This window comes from Nocardioides sp. NPDC054178 (assembly GCF_055585005.1).
Map to the genome: position 1 here is coordinate 526,560 of NZ_JBVJKY010000003.1, position 25,346 is coordinate 551,905.

Here is a 25,346-nt window from a genome sequence, read left to right on the forward strand (position 1 = left end):
GATCGCCATGCCCAACTACACTTTCACGCTCAACGGGGAGAAGGTCACGGTCGACGTCGAGGACAGCGAGCGCCTGCTGTGGGTGCTGCGCGACGTCCTCGGCGTGCGTGGCCCCAAGTACGGCTGCGGCATCAACGTCTGCAAGGCCTGCACGTCGCACATCAACGGCAAGGCGTTCAACCCGTGCGCCACCCCGATCAGCGCCCTCGAGGAGGACGACGAGATCACCACCATCGAGGGGCTGGCCGGCTCGGTCGGCAAGGACCTGCACCCCATGCAGGAGGCCTGGCTCGACGCCGACGTCGCCCAGTGCGGCTACTGCCAGCCCGGTCAGATCATGGCCGCCGTCGCCACCGTCAACAAGGCCCACGCCGAGGGGCGTTCGGTCACCGACGCCGACATCGACGAGATCCGCAACATCTGTCGCTGCGGGACCTACGTCCGGATCCGCGAGGCGATCAAGGCGGGCGCCGGCAAGATGGGCTGACCGCTGGGTCGCGTACCCTCGCGGGGTGGCCATCATCGGAGTCATCGCCTGCGCCGCCGGCGGTGTGGAGCAACTCTGCGACGAGCTGGTCACCCCGCTGGTGCACGCCGGCCACGAGGTGCCGGTGACCCTGACGCCGACTGCGTTCAACTGGCTGAGCGCGAACGGCGAGGCCGAGCGCATCGAGGCGCTGACTGGGTTCCCCGTGCGGGGACCGAGCCGGCTCCCGTGGGAGCCGCGCACCCACCCCGCCAGCCTCGACGCCATCGTCGTGGCCCCGGCGACCTTCAACAGCACCGCCAAGATCGCCCTCGGCCTGGCCGACAACCAGGCGCTCACCGTCGTCACCGAGAGCCTCACGAGCGTCCCCGTCGTGCTCTTCCCGCTCATCAACGCCGCCCACGCCGAGCACCCCGCCTGGGCCTCCCACCTGGCGGCGCTCCACGCCGCCGGCGTACAGGTCATCGAGGGCCCCGACCTGTGGCCGCTCCACCCGCCCCGCCAGCTGCCGCCGGACCAGACCTTGCCGTGGGGAGCGATCCTCGAGGCCACCGAGCGGGGACTCGGAGCAGGCGTACGGCCCGGGTGACCGGCTTTCGCCAAAGGGCCCGGATCGCGCTTCTGGACGTCGGCGATCCGGTGATCAGACTGGGCTATCGCCTTTTGCCTCGAACGGGCGATATGCGTCGGTCGACCTTTGTTGTTTCCTGGTTTTGAGTCCCAATCTCGGAGTTCGCGAGTGGTTGTCGACCACGGCCGGCGAGGCCGTCGGATCGCGTGTCAATGGCTAGGGCACCTCCATGGAGAACGACGATGAGCAACGACGGAACCTCCCCGCTCGCGATCCCCGCGTCGAAGCAGTGGAACGACGTGGACAGACCGGCGGACTGGCAGCTGCGGGTCTATGGGCTCGTCGTGCACACCACCGGAAGCGGGCTTCCCGAGAGTGCGCGCAAGCAGGGGATCTCCCACACCGAGCGGGCGGTCGACCACTATTCGCAGTCGCACGGCTGCCACTACGTGAACGGCTGGGGCGGTTCCGAGGGCGGTGAGCTGCTCCAGATGGCCAACGAGAGCGAGCAGGCCATCGGCGTGGGGATGTCCAACAAGGATGATCCGTCGAAGGACCAGAAGCTCTCCGTGGAGAGGGGTGACTGGGAGGCCGACCTGCCGGCGGTCCTGGTCGGCCACTGGCGTGCCCGCTGGCCCGGCAAGGACAACCCGATGCAGCTGCTGCCGGGCACCAGGACGGCGAACTCCTGCTACATCCACGTCGAGTGCGTGCCGTGCGTGTATCACTACGACGGCCCCCTCACCACGGACGCGACGCCGCTGCGTCCCGGCCTGCGCTTCACCCAGGCCCAGCACGACACGGTGGCGGCGCTGGCGGTCGACATCGCCGAGCGCAACGGCTGGCCGAGCGACCAGCAGTGGTGGCGGACACCGCGGCTGCTCGGTCACGAGGACCTCACCCCGATCGCTCGGTGCGACCCGAGGGGCGGCTGGGATCCGGGCGCGCTGCGCGACGAGCCGTACTTCGACTGGGACCACGTCTACGCGAGGATCGAGGAGCTCGTCGCCGGCGGTGGCTCGCTCCCGGAACCGGAGATGCCGCTCGAGGAGCCGTCGGCGGTCTTCGCCGTCCTGGGCGACTCGGCCGACCGGTTCGTCTCGCTGGTGAACGACGGCGACGACGCCGGCGCCGTCATGATCGCGTACGAGGCGGGCGTCCAGGACTCCAAGGAGCTCACCAACCTGCTGTTCTTCGCCCGGCACCCGGAGATGAACGGCCGCAGGATCGAAGCGCACGAGACAGAGCTCGCCTCCGAGTGGCTCTCTCTCCGGGACGACATCGTGGATCCTCAGCTCGCCGCGATGTCCGGCGGGTAGCACTCCACAGGATCAGATATGGGACTCACCAGCCGACTGGCGGGGTTCGTCGCCCCGGACAAGCAGAAGGCGTACTTCTTCCTCGACGACAGCTACGTCCGTTACGACGTGACGGCCGATGCCGTGGACGCCGGCTACCCGATGAGGATCGAGGACAGCTGGACCGGGCTCTTCACCGAGGACATCGACGCGGCGCTGTGCTGGCCAGACGGCAACGTCTACTTCTTCAAGGACGACCAGTACATCAAGTACGACTGGGAGGCGGGCCGCGCGGCCGACGGCTACCCGCTGCCGATCGCGACGATGTGGCCCGGGGTGTTCGAGACGGACATCGACGCAGCCGTCCGCTGGCCCGGTGACGTCGCCTACTTCGTCAAGGACACCGAGTGCCTCAGGTACGACCTGATCGCGGACGAGGTCGACGGCCCGCCGACGCCGGTCAGCGAGGTATGGCCGGGCGTCGAGACCGGCATCGACGCCGTGCTCGTGTGGCCGGGCGGCACCGCCGACTTCTTCCACGCGAGCAGTGGCTACACCGCGTACGACATCGCCGCCGGGACCGTGCTCGAGGGGTACCCGCGGCCGATCGAGGGCAACTGGCCCGGCCTGCACATCGAGAGCACACGCGCGGGCCTCCGCTTCCGGAGCGGCATCACCCAAGGAGACAGACATGGCATTCCCACTCAATGATCTCGGCACCGCGCTGACCGCGCAGATCTACCAGACCGTGATGGGCGGCGACGGCAACGTGAAGCCGGACGACGACACGTTCTTCACCTGGGTCACCCCGGGCCTGCCCTTCAGCGCCGAGGACCTCGACTTCTGCTCGCAGGGCATCTTCTCGGCCCCCGACGCCGAGACCCAGAACAAGCGCGTGCTGCACGCCTACAACCTGGCCCAGCTGCTCGACTTCGTCCCGGACGTCAGCATGGCCTACAGCAACGACAAGCAGGAGGGCATGTACAAACCCGACGCCGAGAAGCACCTGAGCGAGATCTACCGCCAGATCCTGCGCTTCTCCAAGGTGGTCGACCAGCCGCTCACCGAGGAGCAGCAGGCCAAGCTCGACAGGCTCCGCGGCAAGCTGTTCGAGACGAAGTCGGTCAAGAACCTGGTCACCGACGTCGAGGAGGAGAAGACCGTCCCGTCGGCGCTGATAAACGCCTACAACGAGCACATGACGAAGTACCTGGACGCGGCGACCGCCTACAACAGCAAGCGCGCGGCGGCCGCCGGGGCGACCGGACCGGAGGGCAAGCAGGCCTCCGCCGACTGGATCCTCAACCAGCAGAACTACTTCCTGAGGGTCAAGGCGGCAGCCGACGCCTGGGTGACCGGGGGCTACCGCAACGAGGTCGACGACATCAACGCCTTCATCAACCAGACGACGCAGCGGAGCCTGAAGCTGTGGAAGCAGTCGCTCCTCGAGCGCTACGACCAGGCGTTCATCTCGACCCCGGAGGTCGGGGTCGCGTTCCCGTACACGACGTTGATCCCCGGCGACCTGGCCAACGCCGGCGGCTGGACCCAGATCGGGGTCACCCACAACCGCACCCAGTGGGCCAAGGACAACACCGAGACCTCGTGGAAGGCGGGCGGCGGCCTCAACTTCGGGCTGTTCTCCTTCGACGCCAACGGCGGCCGCAAGAGCTCGTCCTTCACCGAGACCCACGCGGTCGAGGAGTTCAGCATGTCGTTCGAGCTCTGCCAGGCACTCGTCGTCCGAGCCGGCTTCTACCCGGAGTTCTTCGCCAACCGCGGCTGGATCCTGCGCAAGGGAGAAGGCTGGATGTTCGATCAGATGCCGTCCGACGGCGCCCGCCCGCCGACGGGGGAGTTCATCGGGTACGCCACGCAGGCGATCTTCGTCCGCAACGTCCAGATCAAGTCGAAGGAGTTCCGTTCGGCGTACCACAAGACCGCCTCGGAGGTGGAGGCCGGCGGCGGCGTCGGCTGGGGACCGTTCCGGCTCTCGGGGAGCTACAAGCGGTCCGACCAGCACGAGGACTTCGACTCCACCGACGACGGCGAGACCCTCGGCGTCAACGGCATGCAGATCATCGGGTTCGTGAACCACCTGCTCGACAAGGCGCCGAACCCGCTCGACGAGCTCGACGACGCCGAGTTCGTCTGAGCGGACCGCACGGCCGGGTCGCCGACGGCGCGAGCCGGCCACGCTCCAAGGAGGCAGCAGCATGGCCGGCATCGACGCGAAGGTGGTCCTCGGCCTGGCGGGGAAGATGGGCCAGGTCTTCGTCGACAAGGGGGAGTACCAGGCCTTCCCGCTGGCCCCCATCGGGCTGAAGGCGACCAGCCTGCGGGCCCTGGTGGCCGATCCGTTCGGTGAGGGCGCGAGCGCGCACGCCCAGTTCTCGCTCCTCGTCAACGAGATACCGTCCGGCCCGTTGTGGCAGCCCGAGGGCACCCGCCTGTGGGACGTGTACGGCGAGATCCTCGCCGAGGCCGAGGTGCTCGAAGGCTCACGGACCCCGCAGCAGCAGAAGGCCTACGACCACGCGTTCGACCTGCTGTACGACACCACCGGCGGGACCGCCGGACCGAGCAAGAAGGTCATCGCCTACGAGCGCTATCGCGACGCCTACCTCGCGGCCGCGATGGAGTACAACAACCGCAAGGGCGAGGCGTCGATCGCGTCGGCCGACCCGGCCGTGCAGAGCGCCTGGGCTGCCGACGAGCCCGCGCTGCGAACGGCGGTCGAGTCCGCCGCCGCGGCGTGGAAGGGCCCCGGGGCGCGGACCGAGGTCGACGAGGCGCGGCGGGTGCTTCGAGACCTCGGTTCGGACTCGCCCCAGGTGGCGTGGGCCGGCTTCCGCAAGCTCTTCGACCCGGACCTACCCGAGATCTTCTTCCGTACGTCGGTGGACGGGCTCTCCTACGTCCCGAGCGGCTACGTGCCGACCGACGTCGCGGACGTCGCCTGGCCGCGGATCACCGTGACCGCCGACGAGCTGGCCCTCCTCGCCGAGTCGGCGCCGGCCGAGCTGCGCACCAGGCTCGGAAGCAGCGGTGACGCGGGCATCGAGCGAGTGTCCTTCGAGTACTCCTACATCACCGTCTCCCGTCCCTGGTTCAGCCCACAGCTCTTCGCCTCCACCGGCTGGCGGTTCCGCGAACCGGGCCGGCTGCTGTCGGACGGCGGCTCGCCACCGAAGGGGGAGTGCACGGCGTACGTCACCGGGCTGGTGCTGGCCCGCAACATCACCGTGCAGGTCAGGACCGACGCCGGCGAGGCCGCGCCGAAGGTCGACCTCGCGTTCCTGCCGAACCTACGGTTGATGAAGAACGCGCAGTTCCACACGCTCCGGTCCGCTGCGCCCGAGCCGGCCGCGGCACAGCCGCGGGTCACAGTCCTCGACGACCCGTCTGTGTGGAAGGCGATCCGGGCCACCCCCGAGGTCGCGGTCGAGAAGCCGCCCCCGGCCGCCGTCTCCGCGCGCACCGGCGCCCTGCTGAGGAGTCGCCTGCGCGTCGGCGACGTGTTCTCCTCGGTGCGGACTCCGGAGCTCCATGTGCGCGCCGTCGACCCGCCGGTCGAGGCGATGCCCGGCGGCGCGCCGGTCACCGAGAGCACGACCGCCGCAGACGAGATCTACGTCCTGGCGCTGCAGTGCCGCCTGCTGCCGCGGTGTCCCGCGGCCGTCCGTCCGCCCGCGCCGCGCGCCGCTCAGCCCGGGCGAAAGCGCTACACGGTGGCGCGGGGTGACACGCTCGCCAAGATCTCGGTGAAGTTCTACGGCAACGCCTCGAAGTGGCGAAAGATCTACAACGCGAACCGCGCCGTCATCGGGCGCGACCCGGACGTTCTTCGCGTCGGCCAGAAGCTGACCATCCCCTGAGGGCGAGACCAAAAAGAGTTGGGGTCGCAAAGCCGGCTGTCTCGACGGCATAGTCACCTCCATCCTTTGGGAGACCTCGACCCCTACCCGGCCACCGACACGCCGACCGGACTACACCCTCAACTGCGACTGCGACGAGCCCAAAATAGCCCCGGCGCGAGGGTCGGCCGGAGTGTTACGTTCGGGCCATGACTAGACCCGGTGAGATCCTCGGCAGCGTGGTCGCCGCCGGCGAGCGCGAACAGCTCGGGACGTACTTGGATTACCTGCGCGACGCCGTCGTGCGCAAGGCCCGCGGGGTGTCGGAGGACGACGCCCGGCGCAGCCCGGTGCCGACCGGCACCAACCTCGGCGGCCTGATCAAACACCTGCGGTGGGTGGAACTGGGCGGGTTCGCCCAGCAGATCGGGCAGATCCCCGCCGCGGAGCTGCCCACGCCGCCGTGGACCGACGCAGACCCGGAGGCCGACCTGCGGCTGGAGCCGAACGAGAAGCTCGACGACGTCATCGCCGCCTACCAGGCGGAGTGCGACCGCTCCCGCGAGATCGCCGCCCAGCACAGCCTCGACTACGCCGTCACCACACCGCGGGGCAGGGAGCTGACGTGGATGTACCTGCACGTGATCGTGGAGACCGCCCGGCACGCGGGCCACGCGGACATCCTGCGCGAGATGATCGACGGCAGCGTCGGCGACTGACGGCTCGCGGCGCGTCGTCGGTCCGCGTTCCGGGTCGTCGGAGGCGGCGTTACAACGGTATCGGCGGAGGCTGACATCCAACACCGTGGGCCGCCAACCGAACGGCTCCTGCGCCAACCGCCGGACCACCGTGTCCCTGGCCGGCGCGAACCGGGGGAACCAGTTGTTAACAGAGAGGCGCATTGTCAGTCAGGCACTTTGTCAGGCAGCGTCGAACACTCATTCGACACGGTGAAATTGAACCGACCCCTGATCTGCGTTTCCGCAGGTCAGGGGCCGATTCTGTGGTGGACGATACTGGGTTTGAACCAGTGACCTCTTCCGTGTCAAGGAAGCGCGCTACCGCTGCGCCAATCGTCCGGGGTTGTTCAGTTTATATCAGGGTGGTGCTTCGAGGTGGGTACGGGATTTGAACCCGTGTACACGGATTTGCAGTCCGTTGCCTCGCCTCTCGGCCAACCCACCGCTGGAGGCAATGCCTCCGGTGGAGACCTACTCCGAGCGGACGACGAGGCTCGAACTCGCGACCTCAACCTTGGCAAGGTTGCGCTCTACCAACTGAGCTACGTCCGCTTGTGCTTCCGGCCCGGTTTCCCGTGCCCTTGGCGACGAGAAGAACATTAACGGAGCCGGTGTCGGGGGACAAATCGGGGGTCACCTTCGTGTCATTCGCCCGAAACCTCGCCCGCCGCGCGGACAGGCGTTCCGGGCTCTGACCAGGGACGTCTTAGAGTTGCCGTATGCGCGCGTGGATCGATGGTCAGCTTCTCGACAACCCGGCCGCCCCGGCGGTCTCCATCCGAGACCACGGTCTGGTGGTCGGCGACGGCGTCTTCGAGACGCTCAAGGTGATCAAGGACCAGCCGTTCGCGCTCGCGCTCCACCTCGACCGCCTCGAGCGCTCCGCGAGCGGGCTCGGCCTGCCGGCCCTCGACCGCTCGTTCATCACCAAGGGTGTGGAGGCCGTGCTGGGCGCGGCGCCGACGGCGTACGGACGTCTGCGGATCACGGTCACGGGCGGGCCGGCGCCGTTCGGCTCCGGCCGCGTGGAAGTGCCACCGACGGTCATCATCGGCCTCGAGGACGCGGAGCCCACCTCGGACGAGACCAAGGTCGTCAGTGTGCCGTGGCGCCGCAACGAGCACGGCGCGACGACCGGCCTGAAGACGACGTCGTACGCCGAGAACGTCATCGCCCTGGCCGAGGCCCGCGAGCACGGGGCGACCGAGGCGATCTTCGCCAACACCGTGGGCGACCTGTGCGAGGGCACCGGGAGCAACATCTTCTACGTGCTCGACGGCACGCTGAAGACCCCGACGCTCTCCAGCGGCCCGCTGGCCGGGATCACCCGCGCCCTGGTGCTGGAGTGGTTCGGGGCCGAGGAGACCGACGAGCCGCTGGCCGAGGTCGAGGAGTACGCCACGGAGGTCTTCCTCACCTCCAGCCTGCGCGACGTCCAGGCTGTGACCGAGTGGGGCACGCGCACCCTCCCGCACGGCCCGATCACCCGGGCGGCGCAGGAGGCGTGGCGTACGAACGAGCCGAGCCTGCTCGGCCTCTGAGGGGCCGCCGCAGGGCTGCGGACAGGGCTCAGCCGGTGAAGAGCTGCGCCGCGCGGCGCAGCGTCTCGATGACGCCGTAGGCCAGCGGGATCCCGACCAGGGCCCAGGCACCAGCGATCCTGGCTCTCATGCTGCACTCCTCTCGGTCTCGGTGGATCCGGCCGTCTTCGGCTCGTGGAACCTGTCGGGGACCTGGTGCACCAGCAGGTTGGCGAGGAAGCCGACCGCGAGGACACCGACCATGGTCAGCAGCGCCGGCTGGTAGGCCGCGGCGGTGAGCGTGCCGGGTTCGCCCTGGGCGTCGAGGAAGGCGTTGATGATGAGCGGTCCGGCGATGCCGGCAGCCGACCAGGCGGTCAGCAGCCGGCCGTGGATGGCGCCGACCTGGAACGTGCCGAAGAGGTCGCGCAGGTAGGCGGGGACGGTCGCGAAGCCGCCGCCGTAGAAGGACAGGATCACCACGGCGAGCAGCACGAACAGCGCCATCGAGGTGTCCCCGACGGTGGCCAGCAGGAGATAGAGCACCAGTCCGACCCCGAGATACATCATGTAGATCGGCTTGCGGCCGATGACGTCGGAGGTCGAGGACCAGATGAACCGGCCGCTCATGTTAGCGATCGAGAGCAGCCCGACGAAGCCACCGGCCGCGGCCGCGCTGACCGAGGAGACACCGTCGGTGCGGAAGAAGTCCTGGATCATCGGGGCCGCCTGCTCGAGGATGCCGATCCCGGCGGTGACGTTGCAGAACAGGACGATCCACACCAGCCAGAACGAGCGGGTCCTGATCGCGTTGTTGGCCGAGACGCTGGCCGTGGTGACGAGCTTCTTCTCCTTCACGCTGGCCGGGTCCCAGCCTGCCGGTGTCCAGCCCTCCGGTGGGACGCGGACGGTGGCGGCACCGAAGGACATGAAGACCAGGTAGATCACGCCGAGGGTGAGGAAGAGCATCATCACCGCGTGACCGTCGGGCACGGTGCTGGCGTCACCGGTGTAGGACGGGTCGTAGAGCGACAGCAGCCGGCCGCTCAGCGGGCTGGCGATCATCGCGCCACCGCCGAAGCCCATGATCGCCATGCCCGTGGCCAGCCCGGGCCGGTCCGGGAACCACTTGATCAGCGTGGAGACGGGGGAGATGTAGCCGATCCCGAGACCGATGCCGCCGATGACGCCGTAGCCGAGGTAGACCAGCCACAGCTGGCCGGTGCCGATGCCGAGGGCGCCGACGAAGAAGCCGGACGCCCAGAAGACCGCGGCCGCGGTCATCGCCGCTCGTGGTCCGTTGCGGTCGACCCAGGTGCCCATCACCGCGGCCGAGAGACCGAGCATCACGATCGCGATCGAGAAGATCAGCCCGATCGCGGTCTGGCTGGAGTCGAAGTGTTCGACCAGGGCGGTCTTGTAGACGCTGGTGGCGTACACCTGGCCGATACAGAGGTGGACGGCGAGGGCGGCGGGTGGGATGAGCCAGCGACTGAAGCCGGGACCGGCCACCGTTCGCTCGCGAGAAAGGAAAGCTGGCAGCACTGTGACCTCCGAGGGGGTGCGGGTGACGCACATCACTACCACAGTTGATGTGGCAACGGCGAGCGAACACTTCTGGCCAGCGAAAAGCACGAACCCTCCAGCCCCGGAAATCCGGGACGGGAGGGTTCGTGAACGAATGAGCAGGCGGGCGGAGTGCCTACTCAGCGTCGAAGGAGCTGCCCAGCAGGTCCGCGACCAGCGCGTCGAGATCCAGGTGCTGGCTCTCGGCGCCGACCGGGACGGCCGCGAAGGACTTGCCGAGGAACGTCTGCACCTCGCTGGAGTCGGCGGTCGCGATCAGGCGACCGTCGGGGGAGCTGAAGTCGAAGACGGCGACGGCCTTGGCGTCCTCGTCGATGCTGGGATAGATCTTCACGTCGCCCTCACCGGCGGGGGCGGCCAGGCCCTGGAGCATCAGCGTGCGGGACACGACCCACTCGACGTCACCGGCGCCGGAGTGGAAGGTCAGGCTCACTGCGTACGGGTCGTTCTCGCGGTAGCCGAGGGTGGTCGGCACGTCCACCGTGCGGCCCCACGGGTCGAGGCAGGAGATCTTGATGTCGTGCTGCACTGCCGGGTGCTTGATGTCGCTCATTCGTCCGCTCCTTGTTCGTGGTCTTGCCAAGGAGACGGAGACGTACGCGGCGGATGATGCCGTTTCGACGAACTTTCTTCACCGAGTTGTGGAGACCTGCGTCACTCCCGCGCGAGAGCGGCTTCCAGGCGGGCGACGGGGGAGGCGAGGTTGTACGTCGCGGCCAGCTCGTGCAGGCGTTCCGGGTCAGCCGGAGCCCCGGGCAGGGCGGTGCCGCTGCGGTCCAGCGGGATGTCCCGGGCCACGGCCACGACCTTCGGCGCGACCGCCAGATAGCCGGCCGCGTCGACGAACTTCTGCCGCTGCGCCTTCGTGATCGGGGTGGTCGGGTCGGCGACCGCGGCGATGATCCCCTCCAGGTCCCCGTACTGCTCGAGCAGCTTGGCCGCGGTCTTCTCACCGACGCCCTTCACGCCCGGCAGCCCGTCGGAGGTGTCGCCGCGCATGGTGGCGAAGTCGGCGTACTGCGCGGCGCTGATGCCGTACTTGGCGAGCACCCACTTCTCATCGACCAGATCCGGATCGCTCACGCCCCGGGTCGGGTAGAGGATGCGTACGCCGGCAGCGTCGTCGACCAGCTGAAAGAGGTCGCGGTCGCCGGTGACGACGTCGACCGGCATCCCGGCGCCGGTCGCGAGGGTGCCGATCACGTCGTCGGCCTCGTAGCCGTCGGCGCCGATGACCCGGATCCCGGCCGCGGCGAGCACCTCGCGGATGATCGGCACCTGGACCTGCAGCGGGTCGGGGACCTCCTCGACGTCCGGGGCGGTCTCGACCTCTTCGACGACCCGGTGCGCCTTGTAGGACGGGATCAGGTCGACCCGCCACTGCGGGCGCCAGTCGTTGTCCCAGCAGCACACCAGGTCGGTGGGGGAGTAGTCGTTGACCAGCCGGGAGATGAACTCCAACAGCCCGCGGACGGCGTTGACCGGGGTGCCGTCCTCGGCGCGGATGTCGGGCACGCCGAAGTAGGCCCGGAAGTAGAGCGACGCGGTGTCCAGCAGGAGCATTCGAGGTTCAGCCACGCTGAGCACATTATCCGCTCAGGCGGAGGGCGGTCCTAGTGAATCGCCCTCGTCGTCTCCGCCGGGTCGGAGGAGAGCCGCTGGGCGAGCCAGATCGGTGCGACCGAGACGACGATCATCACGACCGCGACCACGTTGACGATCGGCGCCTGACCGGGCCGGAACAGGTTGGTCAGGATCCAGACCGGCAGCGTGGTGACACCCGGCCCGGCCGCGAACGTCGTCACGATGATCTCGTCGAAGCTGAGCGCGAACGCCAGCAGCCCGCCGGCCAACAGCGCCGAGCGCAGCTGGGGGAGCGTGACCAGCCGGAACGTCGTCCACATCCCCGCCCCCAGGTCGGCCGAGGCCTCCTCGAGGTTGCCGCCCATCCGCCCCAACCGCGCCTGCACGTTGTTGAAGACGGTCACGATGCAGAAGGTCGCGTGGGCCACCACGAGGGTGAAGAACCCCAGGCGTACGCCGAGGATCGACGAGAACGCGTTGGACAGCGCGATCCCGGTGACGATGCCGGGGAGGGCGATCGGGAGCACCACCAGCAGGTTGACGGACTGCTTCCCGAAGAAGGAGTAGCGCTGCATCGCCAGGCCGAGCAGCGTGCCGAGGACGAGAGCCGTCACCGTCGCGCAGGCGGCCACCGTCAGCGAGGTGAGGATCGCGTCGTGTGCTCCCGGGTTGACCGCCGCCCGCTGCCACCACTGGGTGGTGAAGCCGCTGGGCGGCCAGGTCAGCGCCTGGGAGGTGTTGAACGAGTTCACCACCACCAGGGCGAGCGGTGCGTAGAGCATGGCGAGCACCAGGCCGGTCACTGCGGCCAGCAGGCGCCGGGTCGATCTCGAGATGGTCATAGGTTCTCCAGAGCTCCGGTGCGGCGTACCAACGCCAGGTAGATCATGATCACGACGATCGGGATCAGCGCGATCGCGGCGGCCAGCGGCAGGTTGGACCCCGAGTTGATGAAGACGAGGTTGCCGAGCATCTGGTTGGCGCCGCCGACGATGTTGACCGTGATGTAGTCGCCCATGGTCAGCGAGAACGAGAAGATCGAGCCCGCGACCAGTCCCGGCACCACCAGCGGGAACACCACGGTGCGGAAGGTCAGCGCCGGCCGGGCGCCGAGGTCGCCGGCGGCGTCGAGCAGCGAGTCCGGGACGCGTTCGTAGGCCGCGTAGACCGGGAGGATGACGTACGGAAGCCAGATGTACGCCTGGGTGAGCACGATCGCGGTGAAGCCGAATCCCGGTGAACCGAGACCGACCAGGCCACCGGCCCAGTCCAGCAGGCCGCCGTTCGAGAGCAGCGAGCGCCAGGCCAGCGCCTTGACGAGGTAGGACGCCCACAGCGGCATCAGGAAGGCGATCACCAGCAGGTGGCGCGAGCGCCGGGAGGCGACCTTGGCCATGTAGAAGCCGACCGGCAGCGCGATCGCGCAGTCGATCAGCGTCACCAGCAGGGCCACGCCGATGGTGCGCAGCGTGACGGTCCGGTAGAGCGCCTGGCCGGTGATCTCTCGGATGTTGTCGAGGGTGAAGGTGCGCTCGAGCTCGTTGGTGAAGGAGTCGATCGTCCAGAAGGCCGTCACCAGCAGAGCGGCGAGCGCGACGACGTAGACGAGCACCAGCCAGGTGAGGGGTGCGGCCAGCAGGAGGCCGAGGCGGATCCCCGGCCTCCTGCTGAGCGTGCTGCTGACAGAGCTCAAGGTCACCCCTTGATCTCTGCCCAGGCCTTGGTCCAGTCCTGGTAGTCGGTGCACTTCACGTCGGTCCGGCCGTCGAGGCACTTCTCGATCGGGGTGTTCCAGAACCAGATCTGCTTGGCGTACTCCTCATCGCCGGCGTGGAAGGTCTCGCAGTGGCCCTCGGAGGCGAACTCGCAGGCCTTGTCGGAGTTGGGGGCCTCGCCGAAGTACTCCGTCGCCTGGGCGTTGGTCTCCGGGTCGGAGATGTGGTCGAGCCAGGCGTAGGCGCAGTTGGGCGACTTCGCCTTCGAGGAGATCATCCAGGTGTCGTTCCACCCGGTCGCGCCCTCCGAGGGCAGGATCGCCTCGACCGAGGCCTTCTTCGGGTCGATCAGGTTGGCGATCACCTGCCAGGTGGTGCCGACCACGGTGTCGCCGGTCTCGAAGGAGGCCTGGGTCTTGGTGTAGTCGGACCAGTACTCACCGACGGAGGTCCGCTGGTCCTTGAGCAGGTCCACGGCCGCGGCGAGCTGCTTCTCGTCGAGCGAGTAGGGGTTCTCGATGCCCAGGTCGGGCTGGTGCGCCATCAGGTAGACGGCGGCGTCGGCGATGTAGATCGGGGAGTCGTAGGCGGTGACCTGGCCCTTGTGCTTCGGCGCGTCCTCGAAGACCGCCTTCCACGAGGTCGGGGCGGGGGTGACGTCCTCGGTGTTGTACATCAGCAGGTTGGCGCCGTAGCCGTGCGGGATGCCGTAGTTCTTCCCGTCAACGGTGTTCCACTCGCGGTCCTTGAGGAAGTCGTAGATGCCCTCGTAGTTGGGGATCAGGTCGGTGTTGACCTCGGCCGCCTCGCCCGCCGCGATCATGCGGAGGGTGAGGTCGCCGGAGGCGGCGACGACGTCGTACTCGCCCGACTTGGCCAGGTTGAAGGCCTCGTCGGAGGTGCCGTAGACCTTGGCGGTGACCTGACAGCCGGTCTCCTCCTCGAAGCTGGAGACCCAGTCGACCTCCGGGTCGGTCGAGCCGTCCTCGACGTAGCCGGGCCAGGCCAGGATCGAGACCTCGCCCTCGTTCTCGCCGAGCTCCTCGACCGCTCCGGTCGACTCGGATCCGCTGTCGCCGCCACAGGCGGAGAGCGTGATCAGGGACAGCGCCGCGATCGCTCCGCCAAGGGTGCGGGCAGCGGCGACTCTGGTTGGGATGTTGCGCATGGTCAGACCTCTCTGGTGTTCTCGCTCATCGGTGTTGCACGGCACGGGACGAATCGGTGCCCAGGGGGACCAGGTCGCCCGGCGACCAGGAGGCGACCACGCGGTCGCCCCGAGACTCTGGTTCGGCGGCGTCGGGATGCAGGGCACCGCGGCTCTGCTCGAGGGCGACCAGCCTGGTGCCGTCCTCGAGCTCGATGTGGACGCGATGGCCGGTGCCGATGTAGATCGACTCGGTGATCACCCCGGCGGCGGTCATCGCGCCGATCGGAGCGCCCGCGGTCTCCGGGGAGAGCAGGATCTTCTCGGGCCGCAGCGCGAAGGCGCCGTCCATCTTCAGCATCCGCTTGGCCGCCTGCTCGTCGAAGACGTTGGAGGTGCCGACGAAGTCGGCGACGTACTGGGAGGTGGGCCGCTCGTAGATCTCCTTGGGCGTGCCCAGCTGCACGATCCGGCCGCTGTCGAAGACCGCGATCCGGTCGCTGAGGGTGAGCGCCTCCTCCTGGTCGTGGGTGACGAAGACGAAGGTGATCCCCAGCTCGCGCTGGATCTGCTTGAGCTCGACCTGCATCTGCTCGCGGAGCTTGAGGTCGAGCGCGCCGAGCGGCTCGTCGAGGAGGAGCACCCGAGGACGTACGACGATGGCGCGAGCCAGCGCCACCCGCTGCCGCTGCCCGCCGGAGAGCTCGGTCGGCTTCCGGTTCGCGACGTGGCCGAGGCGGACCATCTCCAGCGCCTCGCGTGCTCGCGAGGCGCGCTCCGCCTTCGGGACGCCGCGCACACGCAGGCCGTAGGCGACGTTGTCGAGCACGTTGAAGTGCGGGAAGAGGGCGTAGTCCTGGAAGACGGTGGTGACGTCGCGGTCGAAGGGCGCCAGGGCGGTCACGTCCTCGCTGCCGAGGCGGATGGTGCCGGAGTCGGCGTGCTCGAAGCCCGCGATCAGCCGCAGCACCGTCGTCTTCCCGGAGCCGGAGGGCCCGAGCATCGAGAAGAACTCACCGTCGCCGATGGTCAGGTCGAGGGCGTCGACAGCCAGCACGTCGCCGTACGCCTTGGTCACAGCTTCGAGCTGGATCTGCGGAGATTCGGTCGGTCCCATTGTTGAATCATATGGAACCAGATCTTAGATTTTAAAGGGTCTCTGCGTAAGTTCTTTGTAAACCCACTCGAAGGAGGAGCCCGATCGTGGCCAACGCCCGCGCGATCAGCTCGCGTGCCCGGTCGGCGATCTTCGCGCCGATCGGCGACGAAGGCAGAGCCGTACGTGTCGAGAACCGGCTGGCGGAGGCGATCCGCTCCGGCGTGCTCGCCGACGGCGACCGCCTGCCGAGCGAGATCGAGCTCGCCCAGATGCTGGGAGTGGCGACCGTGACCGCCCGGGAGGCCCTGGTCTCGCTGCGCGCGCAGGGCCTGGTGGTGACGACCCGGGGCCGGGGCGGTGGCTCCTTCGTACGCGCTCCGGATCCGGGCGATATCGTGAAGGGGCGGCTCGCGACCATGTCGCGTGTGGAGCTGCGCGACCGGGCGAGCCTCTATCTGGTCGTGCTGACCGGCTGCGCTGAGCTCGCCGCCGAACGAGCCGCCCCCGACGAGGTCGAGGACCTCCAGGATCTGCTGGTCCCGCTGGGCGAGGACGACCTGGGACGGTGGCGCGACGCCGAGAGCGAGCTCTATCTCTCCGTGGCGGCACTGACCCAGTCGGCGCGACTCACCCGGGAGGTCGTGCGACAGGAGGGCGACTTCGGTACCTTGCTGCGAGTGCCGCTGAGCGAGTCGGACTTCCGTGAGGCGTCCGCCGTGCGGCACCGGGCGCTCGTCGCCGCATTGGCGACGGGCGACGTCGCCGCGGCGCGCGCGAGCGTCCGCGACCACGTGACCCACGCCGTTGAACGTCTGACCGAGATCCATGAGGTGGTACGACCGTGAACACCGATGTGTCGGCCGACTGCGCCGTCCGGATCGAGCAGCACTTCGGTTCCATCCTCACCGAGCTCGAGCGGGTGCGTGCCGAGGTCGGCGCCCTCTTCGCCGTGGGACCGGTCACCTCGGACGAGCTGATCGCGCAGGTCGAGACCGGCACGCTGGCGTTCCTCCGGGACCCGAGCCTGCTGGGAGGCGGGTTCGTCGTCGCACCGGACGCGCTCGTCGACCGGCGCCTCTACCTGGCCTGGTGGCAGGGGGCGGGGCGCGACTTCCTCGGTGACGCCGAGGTGCCGGCGACAGGCGAGGCCATCGACTACACCCGCCAGCCGTGGTTCCGGGTCCCGCAGCGCACCGGAGCGCTCAACCTCGCCGGCCCCTACGTCGACTTCGTCTGCGCCGACGAGTACGTCATGACCACGACGCTGCCGGTCTACGCGGACGGCCGGATGGTCGGCGTCGCCGGCGCCGACACCTCGGTCGAGACGCTGGAGACGATGCTGCTGCCCGGCCTGCGCCAGATCGGCGCGACGCTGATCAACTCGCACGGCCGGGTGGTCGTCTCCGCCGATCCGCACCTGGCCACCGGCGAGGCGATGAACGCCGTCCCCGACGAGGCCCGCGACGGACGGCTGCTGTCGGTCGTCCAGCCCTCCGCGAACGGTGATGGCGAGCTCCGGGTGCTCGCCGGCTGGCCGTCCTGAGGCTCTCCACCCGTCGACATCGCCGGAAATCTTTCGACATCAACTACTTTTCTGGACGTTCCGGCGGAGATATTGCTGTTGTGGGTACGCTGTCGCCGTGACTGCACCTGAGATCGAGGCCACCGACCGTAAAATCCTCCAGCTCCTTGCGGAGGACGGCCGGATGTCCTACACCGACCTGGGCAAGGCGACCGGCCTGTCGACCTCGGCTGTGCACCAGCGAGTCAAGCGGCTCGAGCAGCGTGGTCTCATCACCGGCTACGGTGCCACCGTCAACTACGCCGCGATCGGCGTGCCGCTGACCGCGTTCGTCGCGGTGCAGCCCATGGACCCCTCCCAGCCCGACGACACCCCCGAGCGGGTCGCGGACCTTCACGAGGTGGAGGCCTGCTGGTCGATCGCAGGCGTGGAGTCCTACATGCTCAAGGTGCGGGTCGCCACGCCCGAGGCGCTCGAGGAGCTGCTCGGCCGGATCCGCTCGGTCGCCAACGTGTCCACGCGCACCACGATCGCGATGTACACCTACTACGAGAACCGCCCGACCATGACGCACTGAGACCCGGCGCCGGGCACCGGGTCTCAGTCTCTGACGGTCACTTGCCGTGCGTGCGCCACCACTCCTGGCCTGACTCGGGCAGGGTGTGGATCGGGTCGTAGTACTCGTACGTCCTGGTCAGTGCCTCGGCGTCCGATGCCTCGATCGAGGTGCGGTAGTTCTTGGTCCAGTAGGAGATGCCGCGCTCGGTGTCGTAGTCAGCGATCTGGTGGACCCAGCGCTTGCCGACGAAGGGTACGTCGCACACGATGCGCGGGGTGGCGAACCCGGGCAGGTAGCCCATGATGTCGTGCTGCATCCGCTGCGCCTCGGCGACCGAGACGCGCCAGTGCTCGCTGAACGGGATCATGTCGCACATGTAGAAGTAGTAGGGCATGATCTGCGCGCCGTCGAGCAGGCGGAAGCTCAGGTCGAGCAGGCTGTGGCTGTCGGCGTTCACCCCGGCCAGCAGCACTCCCTGGTTGCGTACGTCGCGCACCCCGGCCGCCAGCAGCGCCTTGGACGCCTCGGCGACCAGCGGAGTGACCGAGTTGGCGTGGTTGGCGTGGGTGTGGATGGCGAGGGAGACGCCGCGCTCGCGGGCGATCGTGGTCACCCGGTTCATTCCCTCCAGCAGCGGCTCCTGGAGCCAGTGCTGGGGGAGGCCGATCAGGCCCTTGGTGGCCAGCCGGATGTCACGGATGTTGTCGATCGCCATCAGCTTGGTGAGGAAGTCCTCCAGCCGCGGCCAGGGGAGGTTGGCGACGTCGCCGCCGGAGACGACCACGTCGCGCACCTGCGGGGTGTTGCGGAGGTAGTCGAGCATCACCTCGTGGCGGTCGACCGGCTTGCCGGTGAGCTTGAGCTTGTCGATGACCGGGGTGGAGTTGCCGACCAGGTCCATCCGGGTGCAGTGCCCGCAGTACTGCGGGCAGGTGGAGAGCAGCTCGGCGAGCACCTTCGTCGGGTAGCGGTGGGTCAGCCCCTCGGCGACCCACATGTCGTGCTCGTGCAGCGAGTCGCGGCTCGCCTGCGGGTGGGACGGCCAGTCGGTGCGGCGGTCGGAGAAGACCGGGATCATGTAGTGGCGGATCGGGTCTGCGTAGAACGCCGCGGTGAACTCCTCACCCGCGTCCGCGCCCGAGGGCACCATCGTGTTGACCATCTGCGGCGGCACCAGCATCGACATGGTCGCCCGCTCGGCCATGTCGCGCTCGAGGTCGGCGTAGAACCGCTCCTCGAGAAGATCGCCCATCAGGGCGCGCAGCTGGCGGACGTTCTTGAGGCAGTTGACCCGCTGCCACTGCACGTCGCGCCACTGCTCCTCGGTCACGTCGGCCCACCCCGGGAACCGGGTCCAGTCGGGCTCGACCAGCTCGACGCGCTGATAGGCGTAGGGCTGTCCGTCTCTAGTCGTGGGCTCGATGGTTGCCGTCATGTTCTCCACCATAGCGGGAGATCCTCCGGTAGTTGCAAGCCTAGGCCGCAATTCTTCCATCGACCGCTGGTAGGGTCCGCCGTGAGATGGACGCAAGGAGGCGTACGACGATGACCACTTCTGACCCGACAGGCCTGCACCGGGTGCTGGATGAGCCGGTGGACGGCTCGTTGCCGCTGCCCCAGGCAGCCCGCAGACTCGACACCCGCACGACCTTGTGGCCCGACGAGGTGCGGATCCGGGTGGAGCGACTGAACCTGGACGCCGCCTCGTTCCGGCAGCTCGAGTCGGCCCACGACGGCGACGGAGAGGCCGTACGCCGCGAGGTGCTCGACATCGTCGCCGAGCGCGGCAAGATGCAGAACCCGGTGACCGGGTCGGGCGGCATGCTCGTCGGTGTCGTCGAGGAGGTCGGCCCCGAGTCGCCTCTGGGACTCGCGGTGGGCGATCGCGTCGCCACCCTGGTGTCACTGACCCTGACGCCGTTGGTGATCGAGGACGGTCTCGCCGGCTGGGGCGGTGACTCCGAGCAGGTGCCGTGCGACGGCTACGCCATCCTCTTCGGCCGCTCGATCGCAGCCGTCCTGCCCGACGACCTGGCCCCCGAGCTCGCGCTGTCGGTGATGGACGTGTGCGGCGCTCCGGCGCTGACACGACGGGTCGTCGCCGAGCGTTACGCAGGCGGCGTCGTCGCCGTGATCGGTGGCGGCGGCAAGTCCGGGTCGCTGTCACTGGCCGCGGCCCGCGATGCCGGAGCCGGCCACCTGATCGGCGTCGTCCCGACCGAGGCCGAGGCGTCGCGACTCCGTGAGGCGGACCTCGCCGACGAGGTCGTCGTCGCCGACGCCCGCAACCCGGTCGGGCTGCGCGACGCGGTCACCAAGGCCGGTGGTCCTGCCGACGTCACGGTCGTCTGCGTGGACGTGCCCGGCTGCGAGGGCGGTGCGATCCTCGCCACCGCCGACCGCGGCACGGTCATCTTCTTCTCGATGGCGACCTCGTTCCCGGCCGCCGCGCTCGGCGCCGAGGGCCTCGCCGCCGACGTCACGATGCTCGTAGGCAACGGCTACGTCCCCGGCCATGCCGCCTATGCGCTGGATCTCCTCCGCGCGAACCAAGGCGTCCGGACACTGTTCGAGGGGAGACTGGCCCAGTGAGACTCGATCTGGACCCACGCACCATCGCCCAGGCCCGCGCGCTCGCCGCGAAGGTCGGCGACCCGATCGTCGAGATGGCCACGAAGCACACGACCGTCGCCGTCGAGCGCGCCATGCTGCGCCTGGCCGGCCTCTCCGGCGCCGACCCGGACGGCACCCCCTGGGTGAACCACCTGGTCGACGCGGTCCGCGCCGACATCGGGCTCGAGCACGGCGTCGCCCTGCCGGTGTGGCAGGCGCTGGCCGCCCACGACAACGACCTGGCCCGCCTCGCCGAGGAGGCCGCCGCCGGCCAGGTCACCTTCCACCTGCCCGAGGGCGCCGAGGCCGAGCTGGCCGCGAAGCACGCCCGCGAGGCGGTCGGGGTCGGCATCGCCCGGCTCGACGCCAGCCGGGTGGCCCGCGAGCGGATGATCACCGAGATCGGCGACGCACCCCGCAAGCCGTGGATCTACCTGATCGTCGCGACCGGCGACATCTACGAGGACATCCCGCAGGCGCAGGCGGCCGCCCGCGAGGGCGCCGACATCATCGCGGTGATCCGCTCGACCGGCCAGTCGCTCCTCGACTACGTGCCCGAGGGCGCCACCCGGGAGGGGTTCGCCGGGACGTACGCGACCCAGGAGAACTTCCGGCTCATGCGAGCCGCTCTCGACGAGGCGAGCCGCGAGCTCGGCCGCTACGTCAGGCTGACCAACTACGCGAGCGGGCTGTGCATGCCCGAGATCGCCGCGCTGGCCGGCATGGAGCGTCTCGACATGATGCTCAACGACTCGATGTACGGGATCCTGTTCCGCGACATCAACCCGGTGCGTACGTTCGTCGACCAGCGGCTCTCCCGCCAGATCCACGCGCGGGCGGGGATCATCATCAACACCGGCGAGGACAACTACCTCACCACCGCCGACGCGGTCGAGGCGGCGCACACCGTCACCACCAGCCAGCTCCTCAACGAGTACTTCGCCAAGGAGGCCGGCCTCGAGGACTGGCAGCTCGGCCTGGGCCACGCCTTCGAGATCAACCCCGACGTACCGGACTCGTTCCGTCTCGAGCTCGCGCACGCGCTGCTTGCGAAGACGATCTTCCCCGACGCTCCGCTGAAGTGGATGCCGCCGACCCGGCACATGACCGGCGACATCTTCAAGGGCTACCTGCTCGACGGGTTCTTCAACCTGGCCGGCGCGATGACCGACCAGGGCATCCTGCTGGTCGGGATGATGACCGAGGCGGTGGTGACGCCGTGGCTCTCCGACCGCGACCTGGCCCTGCAGAACGTCCGGTACGTCATGGACGCGGCCGGACGCCTCGGCGAGGACTTCCACCCGGCGCCCGACGGGTTCATCGCCAACCGGGCGCGCGAGGTCCTGGGGGAGTCGATCGACCTGCTCGGGAAGATCATCGACGAGCCCAACGGGCTCCTGGACGCGATCGCGGACGGCACCTTCGGCCTGATGAAGCGTCCCGCCGACGCCGGCAAGGGCCTGGAGGGCGTGGCCCAGAAGTCCGAGGCGTACTACAACCCGGCTAGCGCCATCCTGGAGGGAAAGTGACCATCATCAGGCCGTACGGCGACACCACCGGCGACGGGATGGTGCAGGTCTCCTTCACGTTGCCGATCAAGCACAGCAAGGTCGCCGACGGCGCCGCGCTGCAGCTGGCCAACAAGATGGGCATGGAGCCGGCGATGGTCGTCCACTCCAAGCCGATGGGCGACGACTTCACCTTCTTCGTCGTCTACGGGCAGGTGAACCACCTCGTCGACACCGACAAGGTGCAGGTCGTCGAGCGCGACTTCCCGCTGCTCACGCCGAAGGAGGCCAACGCGGTCATCAAGGAGACGCTGCGGCGCCCGATGGTCGTCGTCGGCGCCTGCATCGGCACCGACGCCCACACCGTCGGGATCGACGCGATCCTCAACATCAAGGGGTTCGCGGGGGAGAAGGGGCTGGAGTACTACAAGGAGATCGAGGTCGTGAACCTCGGCGCCCAGGTCTCGGTGCCCTCCCTCGTCGAGGCCGCCGTCACCCGACGTGCCGACGCCGTGCTCGTCTCCCAGGTCGTCACCCAGCGTGACGCGCACCTGCTCAACACCCGGGAGATGTCGGCGGCGTTCCGCGAGGCCTATCCGGCGGGGGAGCGGCCGCTCCTGGTCGCCGGTGGTCCACGATTCGACGAGTCGATGACCGCCGAGCTCGGCGTCGACCGCATCTTCGGCCGCGGCACCACTCCTGCCGAGGTCGCCTCCTATCTCGTCCACCGCACCACCTCGAAGGAACCCGCCGCATGACCTCGTCCTCGCCCGAGACCGGCACCAGGGTCGTCCACCGGCGCTACGTGCCCTACTCCCACGCCCACTACGCCGGGAACCTGGTCGACGGCGCGTACAGCCTGGGGCTGTTCGGCGATGTCGCGACCGAGATGTGCATCCTCACCGACGGCGACGAGGGTCTGTTCGCCTCCTACGACGACGTGCAGTTCAAGGCGCCGGTGCGTGCCGGCGACGTCCTGGAGATCACCTGCGAGCTGATCAGGGCCGGGACCCGGTCGCGGGTGATGGAGTTCGCGGTGTACGTTGTGGCCCGCGGAGCCGCGACCGAGGCCCGTCCAGGGGCGGCCGAGATCCTGGCGGAGCCGATCCTCGCCACCTCCGCACGAGGCACCGTCGTCGTTCCCTGAGCGCCGTAACGCGTACGCGAAGACGACACGCCGAGGTTCCTCGAGAAATCTTCACTTTCTCGCGCTCGGCAGGCTGTTGCTGACCTGCGAAAACATCTGTTTCCGCAGGTCAGCGCCGTGTTGACTTCCGGAGAGCCAGCGGGTGATGGTGGCAACGTTCGCCCATGCAGAGTTGCGGTCGGCGGACCGGCGCTCGACGAATCGGGTCGGGGGGTGTCGAGCCAGGCATGCCTTCGATGCGTTTTCGTGGGTGCGGTCAACGGCCGCGAGGGCAACGCGGGAGGGCCAAGGCGCCCTTAGACAACGATCGTCCCCCTGCCGCCAGCAGGGATCGGAACGGCCCGAAGAACGTCTTGCTCCTCCCGCGCTCTGTCTGTCTGCGATCGCCTCGCCGTCACGCTGTCAGGCTCGATCGGGATCTTGGGATCAACCGCCGGGCGGATATCCTGTGATCTCCACCCCCATTCCTTGACAAGGCCGGCGTACGTGACGAACGAGCAGCTTCCACCCTGGACCGAGATCGGTCGGGCGGTGATGGTCATCCCGACCTACAACGAGGCGGACAACCTCGCCTGGATCGTCGGGCGGCTCCGCAAGGCGCAGCCGCGCGTCGATGTGCTGATCGTCGATGACGGCTCACCCGACGGCACCGGCACGATCGCCAACGAGCTGGCCGACAACGACGGCCAGATCCACGTGCTGCACCGCACCGAGAAGGCCGGGCTGGGGGCGGCGTACCTGCACGGGTTCGGCTGGGCCCTCGACCAGGGCTACGACGTGGTGGGGGAGATGGACGCCGACGGCTCCCACCAGCCCGAGGAGCTCCACCTGCTGCTCGAGGCGCTGACCTCCGCCGACCTGGTGATCGGCGCCCGCTGGATCCGCGGCGGCTCGGTGGTCAACTGGCCGCTGTCGCGGCGCCTGCTGTCGGTCGGCGGCAACTTCTACGTCCGGCTCCTGCTCGGCATCGGCGTCCACGACGCCACCGCGGGCTTCCGCCTCTTCCGGCGTACGACGCTGGAGAAGCTCCAGCTGAACAGCGTCGAGTCCACCGGCTACGTCTTCCAGACCGAGATGGTGACGCGTACGCTGCGGGCCGGTCTCACGGTCAAGGAGGTCCCGATCCAGTTCATCGAGCGGGTCCGGGGTGAGTCGAAGATGAGCCCCGCCGTCGCCGCCGAGTCGATGCGCCGGGTGACCCGATGGGGCCTGGCCGAACGCCGCGAACAGCTGCTCCGCCTGCTGCGCCGATTCGGCCTGGACCGGCTCGCGGGAGGCCGGCGATGACGACCACGCGACGCCGCCGGTTCTCCTGGGTGCTGGTGCTGCTGTTCCTGGTGATGCCGCTGGCCGAGCTGTTCGTGCTCATCCAGGTGGGCCAGGTGATCGGCGTGTGGTGGACGATCCTGCTGCTGATCGCCGACTCGATCTTCGGTGCCTGGCTGATGCGCCGCGAGGGGTCGCGAGCCTGGACCGCGCTGACGACGGCGCTCTCCACCGGCAAGCTCCCGTCGAACGAGATCGCGGACGGCGCGCTGATCCTGCTCGGTGGCGCGATGATGCTCAGCCCCGGATTCGTGACCGACATCTTCGGCATCGTGCTGATCCTGCCGTTCACCCGGCCGTTCTTCCGCCGCATCCTGGCCACGGTCGTGCAGAAGCGCCTGGTCACGGCGACGATGCCCTCCACGTTCGGCCCGGGTGCTCGGCCCCGCAACGACGACATCGTCACCGGTGAGGTCATCGACAAGGACAACCTGGCTTGAGATACGCCGAAGGCGGCCTTCCTGAGTGGAAGGCCGCCTTCGGCGTATCTGGGTCTGTCAGAAGTCAGGCGTTGGCCTTCTTCTTGCCCGGTCCCTTGCGGTGCAGGTGAGCCGGGCCGATCTCGCCACCGCGAAGCAGGTCGAGGCGCTCCTTGAGGATGTCCTCGAGCTCCTTCTCCGAGCGCCGCTCCAGGAGCATGTCCCAGTGCGTACGCGCAGGCTTCTCGGCCTTCTCCTCCGGCTTGGCACCGGAGAGGTTGAGAGCCTCCATCCCGCAGCGCGGGCACTCCCAGATGGCCGGAACCTCGGCCTCGTCCGACATCGTGATCTCGAAGTCGTGACCCTGCGGGCAGCGGTAGGCCACCTGTTGACGGCCCGCGAACTCGATGCCGCGTTCGTCCTCAAAACTTTGTCCGCCCAGTCGGGCGCCGCGCAACGTGCGCTCGGCCATGAAGCACCTCCTGAGTCGATCGTCCCCCGTTGAATGAGCTGAAGAGCGAGGCGGCCTGCGGACTCATGACGCAGGCCGGTCAGGCCTCTTCACACCGTCAACGGTACAGAGGAGGTGATGATTCCGTGAATTGTCGTGATCCTCGCCGTGTTGTTCGACACAGGGCCCGCCTGAC

27 protein-coding genes and 3 tRNA genes are annotated in these 25,346 nt (G+C 68.7%); 17 read left to right on the forward strand and 13 right to left on the reverse strand.

Annotation, left to right across the window (positions count from 1 at the left end; all coding sequences use genetic code 11):
• Positions 1-7: 7 nt before the first annotated feature.
• The 7 genes from ACZ6WN_RS15100 (at position 8) to ACZ6WN_RS15130 (ending at position 6,932) form a co-directional block, all read left to right on the forward strand.
• Positions 8-487, forward strand: a complete 480-nt coding sequence (locus tag ACZ6WN_RS15100) for a (2Fe-2S)-binding protein (RefSeq protein WP_465865596.1) — start codon at positions 8-10, stop codon at positions 485-487.
• Positions 488-512: 25 nt separating this feature from the next.
• Positions 513-1,076, forward strand: a complete 564-nt coding sequence (locus tag ACZ6WN_RS15105) for a flavoprotein (protein WP_465865597.1) — start codon at positions 513-515, stop codon at positions 1,074-1,076.
• Positions 1,077-1,300: 224 nt separating this feature from the next.
• Positions 1,301-2,377, forward strand: a complete 1,077-nt coding sequence (locus ACZ6WN_RS15110; RefSeq protein WP_465865599.1) for a peptidoglycan recognition protein family protein — start codon at positions 1,301-1,303, stop codon at positions 2,375-2,377.
• A gap of 18 nt (positions 2,378-2,395) precedes the next feature.
• A complete protein-coding gene (locus ACZ6WN_RS15115; protein ID WP_465865600.1) occupies positions 2,396-3,067 on the forward strand; it encodes a hemopexin repeat-containing protein in 672 nt (223 codons plus the stop codon).
• Positions 3,048-4,511 carry a hypothetical protein gene (locus tag ACZ6WN_RS15120; protein ID WP_465865601.1) on the forward strand — a complete coding sequence of 488 codons (1,464 nt, stop codon included), beginning with the start codon at positions 3,048-3,050 and terminating at the stop codon, positions 4,509-4,511. The genes ACZ6WN_RS15115 and ACZ6WN_RS15120 overlap by 20 nt, the downstream gene beginning before the upstream one ends.
• 61 nt (positions 4,512-4,572) lie before the next feature.
• Entirely contained in the window at positions 4,573-6,234 is a 1,662-nt protein-coding gene (locus tag ACZ6WN_RS15125) for a LysM peptidoglycan-binding domain-containing protein (RefSeq protein WP_465865602.1), read from the forward strand.
• Between the two features lie 188 nt (positions 6,235-6,422).
• Positions 6,423-6,932 (forward strand): DinB family protein, encoded by a 510-nt coding sequence (locus tag ACZ6WN_RS15130; RefSeq protein WP_465865603.1) that lies wholly within the window; start codon positions 6,423-6,425, stop codon positions 6,930-6,932.
• Positions 6,933-7,217: 285 nt separating this feature from the next.
• On the opposite strand, the gene ACZ6WN_RS15135 is transcribed toward ACZ6WN_RS15130, so the two are convergent.
• From ACZ6WN_RS15135 to ACZ6WN_RS15145, 3 genes are all read right to left on the reverse strand, one after another.
• Positions 7,218-7,292 (reverse strand) — tRNA-Val (locus ACZ6WN_RS15135).
• 34 nt (positions 7,293-7,326) lie between these two features.
• Positions 7,327-7,397: transfer RNA gene (locus tag ACZ6WN_RS15140), tRNA-Cys, on the reverse strand.
• A gap of 35 nt (positions 7,398-7,432) precedes the next feature.
• A tRNA-Gly gene (locus tag ACZ6WN_RS15145) sits at positions 7,433-7,505 on the reverse strand.
• 167 nt (positions 7,506-7,672) lie between these two features.
• Here ACZ6WN_RS15145 and ACZ6WN_RS15150 point away from each other — a divergent pair.
• On the forward strand, positions 7,673-8,494 hold the full coding sequence (locus ACZ6WN_RS15150) for an aminotransferase class IV (RefSeq protein ID WP_465865605.1): 822 nt from the start codon (positions 7,673-7,675) through the stop codon (positions 8,492-8,494).
• Between the two features lie 28 nt (positions 8,495-8,522).
• On the opposite strand, the gene ACZ6WN_RS15155 is transcribed toward ACZ6WN_RS15150, so the two are convergent.
• The 8 genes from ACZ6WN_RS15155 to ACZ6WN_RS15190 form a co-directional block, all read right to left on the reverse strand.
• Complete coding sequence (locus ACZ6WN_RS15155) at positions 8,523-8,624, reverse strand: MFS transporter small subunit (protein WP_465865606.1); 102 nt, start codon at positions 8,622-8,624, stop codon at positions 8,523-8,525.
• Positions 8,621-9,913, reverse strand: a complete 1,293-nt coding sequence (locus tag ACZ6WN_RS15160) for an OFA family MFS transporter (protein WP_465865608.1) — start codon at positions 9,911-9,913, stop codon at positions 8,621-8,623. Before ACZ6WN_RS15160 ends, ACZ6WN_RS15155 begins: the two co-directional genes overlap by 4 nt.
• Before the next feature lie 262 nt (positions 9,914-10,175).
• Entirely contained in the window at positions 10,176-10,613 is a 438-nt protein-coding gene (locus tag ACZ6WN_RS15165) for an SsgA family sporulation/cell division regulator (RefSeq protein ID WP_465865609.1), read from the reverse strand.
• Between the two features lie 101 nt (positions 10,614-10,714).
• The gene (locus ACZ6WN_RS15170) at positions 10,715-11,623 is read right to left on the reverse strand and encodes a 5'-3' exonuclease (protein WP_465865855.1); all 909 of its coding nucleotides are present in this window, start codon (positions 11,621-11,623) and stop codon (positions 10,715-10,717) included.
• Between the two features lie 50 nt (positions 11,624-11,673).
• Positions 11,674-12,486 (reverse strand): ABC transporter permease, encoded by an 813-nt coding sequence (locus ACZ6WN_RS15175; protein ID WP_465865611.1) that lies wholly within the window; start codon positions 12,484-12,486, stop codon positions 11,674-11,676.
• Positions 12,483-13,343, reverse strand: a complete 861-nt coding sequence (locus ACZ6WN_RS15180; RefSeq protein WP_465865613.1) for an ABC transporter permease — start codon at positions 13,341-13,343, stop codon at positions 12,483-12,485. Before ACZ6WN_RS15180 ends, ACZ6WN_RS15175 begins: the two co-directional genes overlap by 4 nt.
• On the reverse strand, positions 13,340-14,527 hold the full coding sequence (locus ACZ6WN_RS15185) for an extracellular solute-binding protein (protein ID WP_465865615.1): 1,188 nt from the start codon (positions 14,525-14,527) through the stop codon (positions 13,340-13,342). The genes ACZ6WN_RS15180 and ACZ6WN_RS15185 overlap by 4 nt, the downstream gene beginning before the upstream one ends.
• 25 nt (positions 14,528-14,552) lie before the next feature.
• Positions 14,553-15,623 (reverse strand): ABC transporter ATP-binding protein, encoded by a 1,071-nt coding sequence (locus ACZ6WN_RS15190; protein WP_465865617.1) that lies wholly within the window; start codon positions 15,621-15,623, stop codon positions 14,553-14,555.
• An 86-nt stretch (positions 15,624-15,709) separates the two neighbouring features.
• On the opposite strand from ACZ6WN_RS15190, the gene ACZ6WN_RS15195 reads away from it, so the two are divergent.
• From ACZ6WN_RS15195 to ACZ6WN_RS15205, 3 genes are all read left to right on the forward strand, one after another.
• Positions 15,710-16,450, forward strand: a complete 741-nt coding sequence (locus ACZ6WN_RS15195; RefSeq protein ID WP_465865619.1) for a FadR/GntR family transcriptional regulator — start codon at positions 15,710-15,712, stop codon at positions 16,448-16,450.
• Positions 16,447-17,148, forward strand: a complete 702-nt coding sequence (locus tag ACZ6WN_RS15200) for a cache domain-containing protein (RefSeq protein ID WP_465865620.1) — start codon at positions 16,447-16,449, stop codon at positions 17,146-17,148. Before ACZ6WN_RS15195 ends, ACZ6WN_RS15200 begins: the two co-directional genes overlap by 4 nt.
• 97 nt (positions 17,149-17,245) lie before the next feature.
• A complete protein-coding gene (locus ACZ6WN_RS15205; protein ID WP_465865622.1) occupies positions 17,246-17,704 on the forward strand; it encodes an Lrp/AsnC family transcriptional regulator in 459 nt (152 codons plus the stop codon).
• A gap of 37 nt (positions 17,705-17,741) precedes the next feature.
• On the opposite strand, the gene ACZ6WN_RS15210 is transcribed toward ACZ6WN_RS15205, so the two are convergent.
• Positions 17,742-19,121: a KamA family radical SAM protein gene (locus ACZ6WN_RS15210; protein WP_465865624.1), complete on the reverse strand. Its 1,380-nt coding sequence runs from the start codon at positions 19,119-19,121 to the stop codon at positions 17,742-17,744.
• 110 nt (positions 19,122-19,231) lie between these two features.
• Between ACZ6WN_RS15210 and kdd the strand changes: the two genes are divergently transcribed.
• The 6 genes from kdd (at position 19,232) to ACZ6WN_RS15240 (ending at position 24,720) form a co-directional block, all read left to right on the forward strand.
• Positions 19,232-20,278 carry an L-erythro-3,5-diaminohexanoate dehydrogenase gene (gene kdd / locus ACZ6WN_RS15215; protein WP_465865626.1) on the forward strand — a complete coding sequence of 349 codons (1,047 nt, stop codon included), beginning with the start codon at positions 19,232-19,234 and terminating at the stop codon, positions 20,276-20,278.
• Positions 20,275-21,828 (forward strand): lysine 5,6-aminomutase subunit alpha, encoded by a 1,554-nt coding sequence (gene kamD / locus ACZ6WN_RS15220; RefSeq protein WP_465865628.1) that lies wholly within the window; start codon positions 20,275-20,277, stop codon positions 21,826-21,828. Before kdd ends, kamD begins: the two co-directional genes overlap by 4 nt.
• Positions 21,825-22,565 (forward strand): lysine 5,6-aminomutase subunit beta, encoded by a 741-nt coding sequence (gene kamE / locus ACZ6WN_RS15225; protein WP_465865629.1) that lies wholly within the window; start codon positions 21,825-21,827, stop codon positions 22,563-22,565. Before kamD ends, kamE begins: the two co-directional genes overlap by 4 nt.
• The gene (gene kal, locus ACZ6WN_RS15230; RefSeq protein WP_465865631.1) at positions 22,562-22,954 is read left to right on the forward strand and encodes a 3-aminobutyryl-CoA ammonia lyase; all 393 of its coding nucleotides are present in this window, start codon (positions 22,562-22,564) and stop codon (positions 22,952-22,954) included. The genes kamE and kal overlap by 4 nt, the downstream gene beginning before the upstream one ends.
• A gap of 534 nt (positions 22,955-23,488) precedes the next feature.
• Complete coding sequence (locus ACZ6WN_RS15235) at positions 23,489-24,241, forward strand: polyprenol monophosphomannose synthase (RefSeq protein ID WP_465865856.1); 753 nt, start codon at positions 23,489-23,491, stop codon at positions 24,239-24,241.
• Positions 24,238-24,720, forward strand: coding sequence for an FxsA family protein (locus ACZ6WN_RS15240; RefSeq protein ID WP_465865633.1), 483 nt, complete (start codon positions 24,238-24,240; stop codon positions 24,718-24,720). The genes ACZ6WN_RS15235 and ACZ6WN_RS15240 overlap by 4 nt, the downstream gene beginning before the upstream one ends.
• Before the next feature lie 64 nt (positions 24,721-24,784).
• Here the strand turns inward: ACZ6WN_RS15240 and ACZ6WN_RS15245 are convergent, their stop codons facing one another.
• On the reverse strand, positions 24,785-25,171 hold the full coding sequence (locus ACZ6WN_RS15245) for an RNA polymerase-binding protein RbpA (RefSeq protein WP_008359714.1): 387 nt from the start codon (positions 25,169-25,171) through the stop codon (positions 24,785-24,787).
• Positions 25,172-25,346 lie beyond the last annotated feature (175 nt).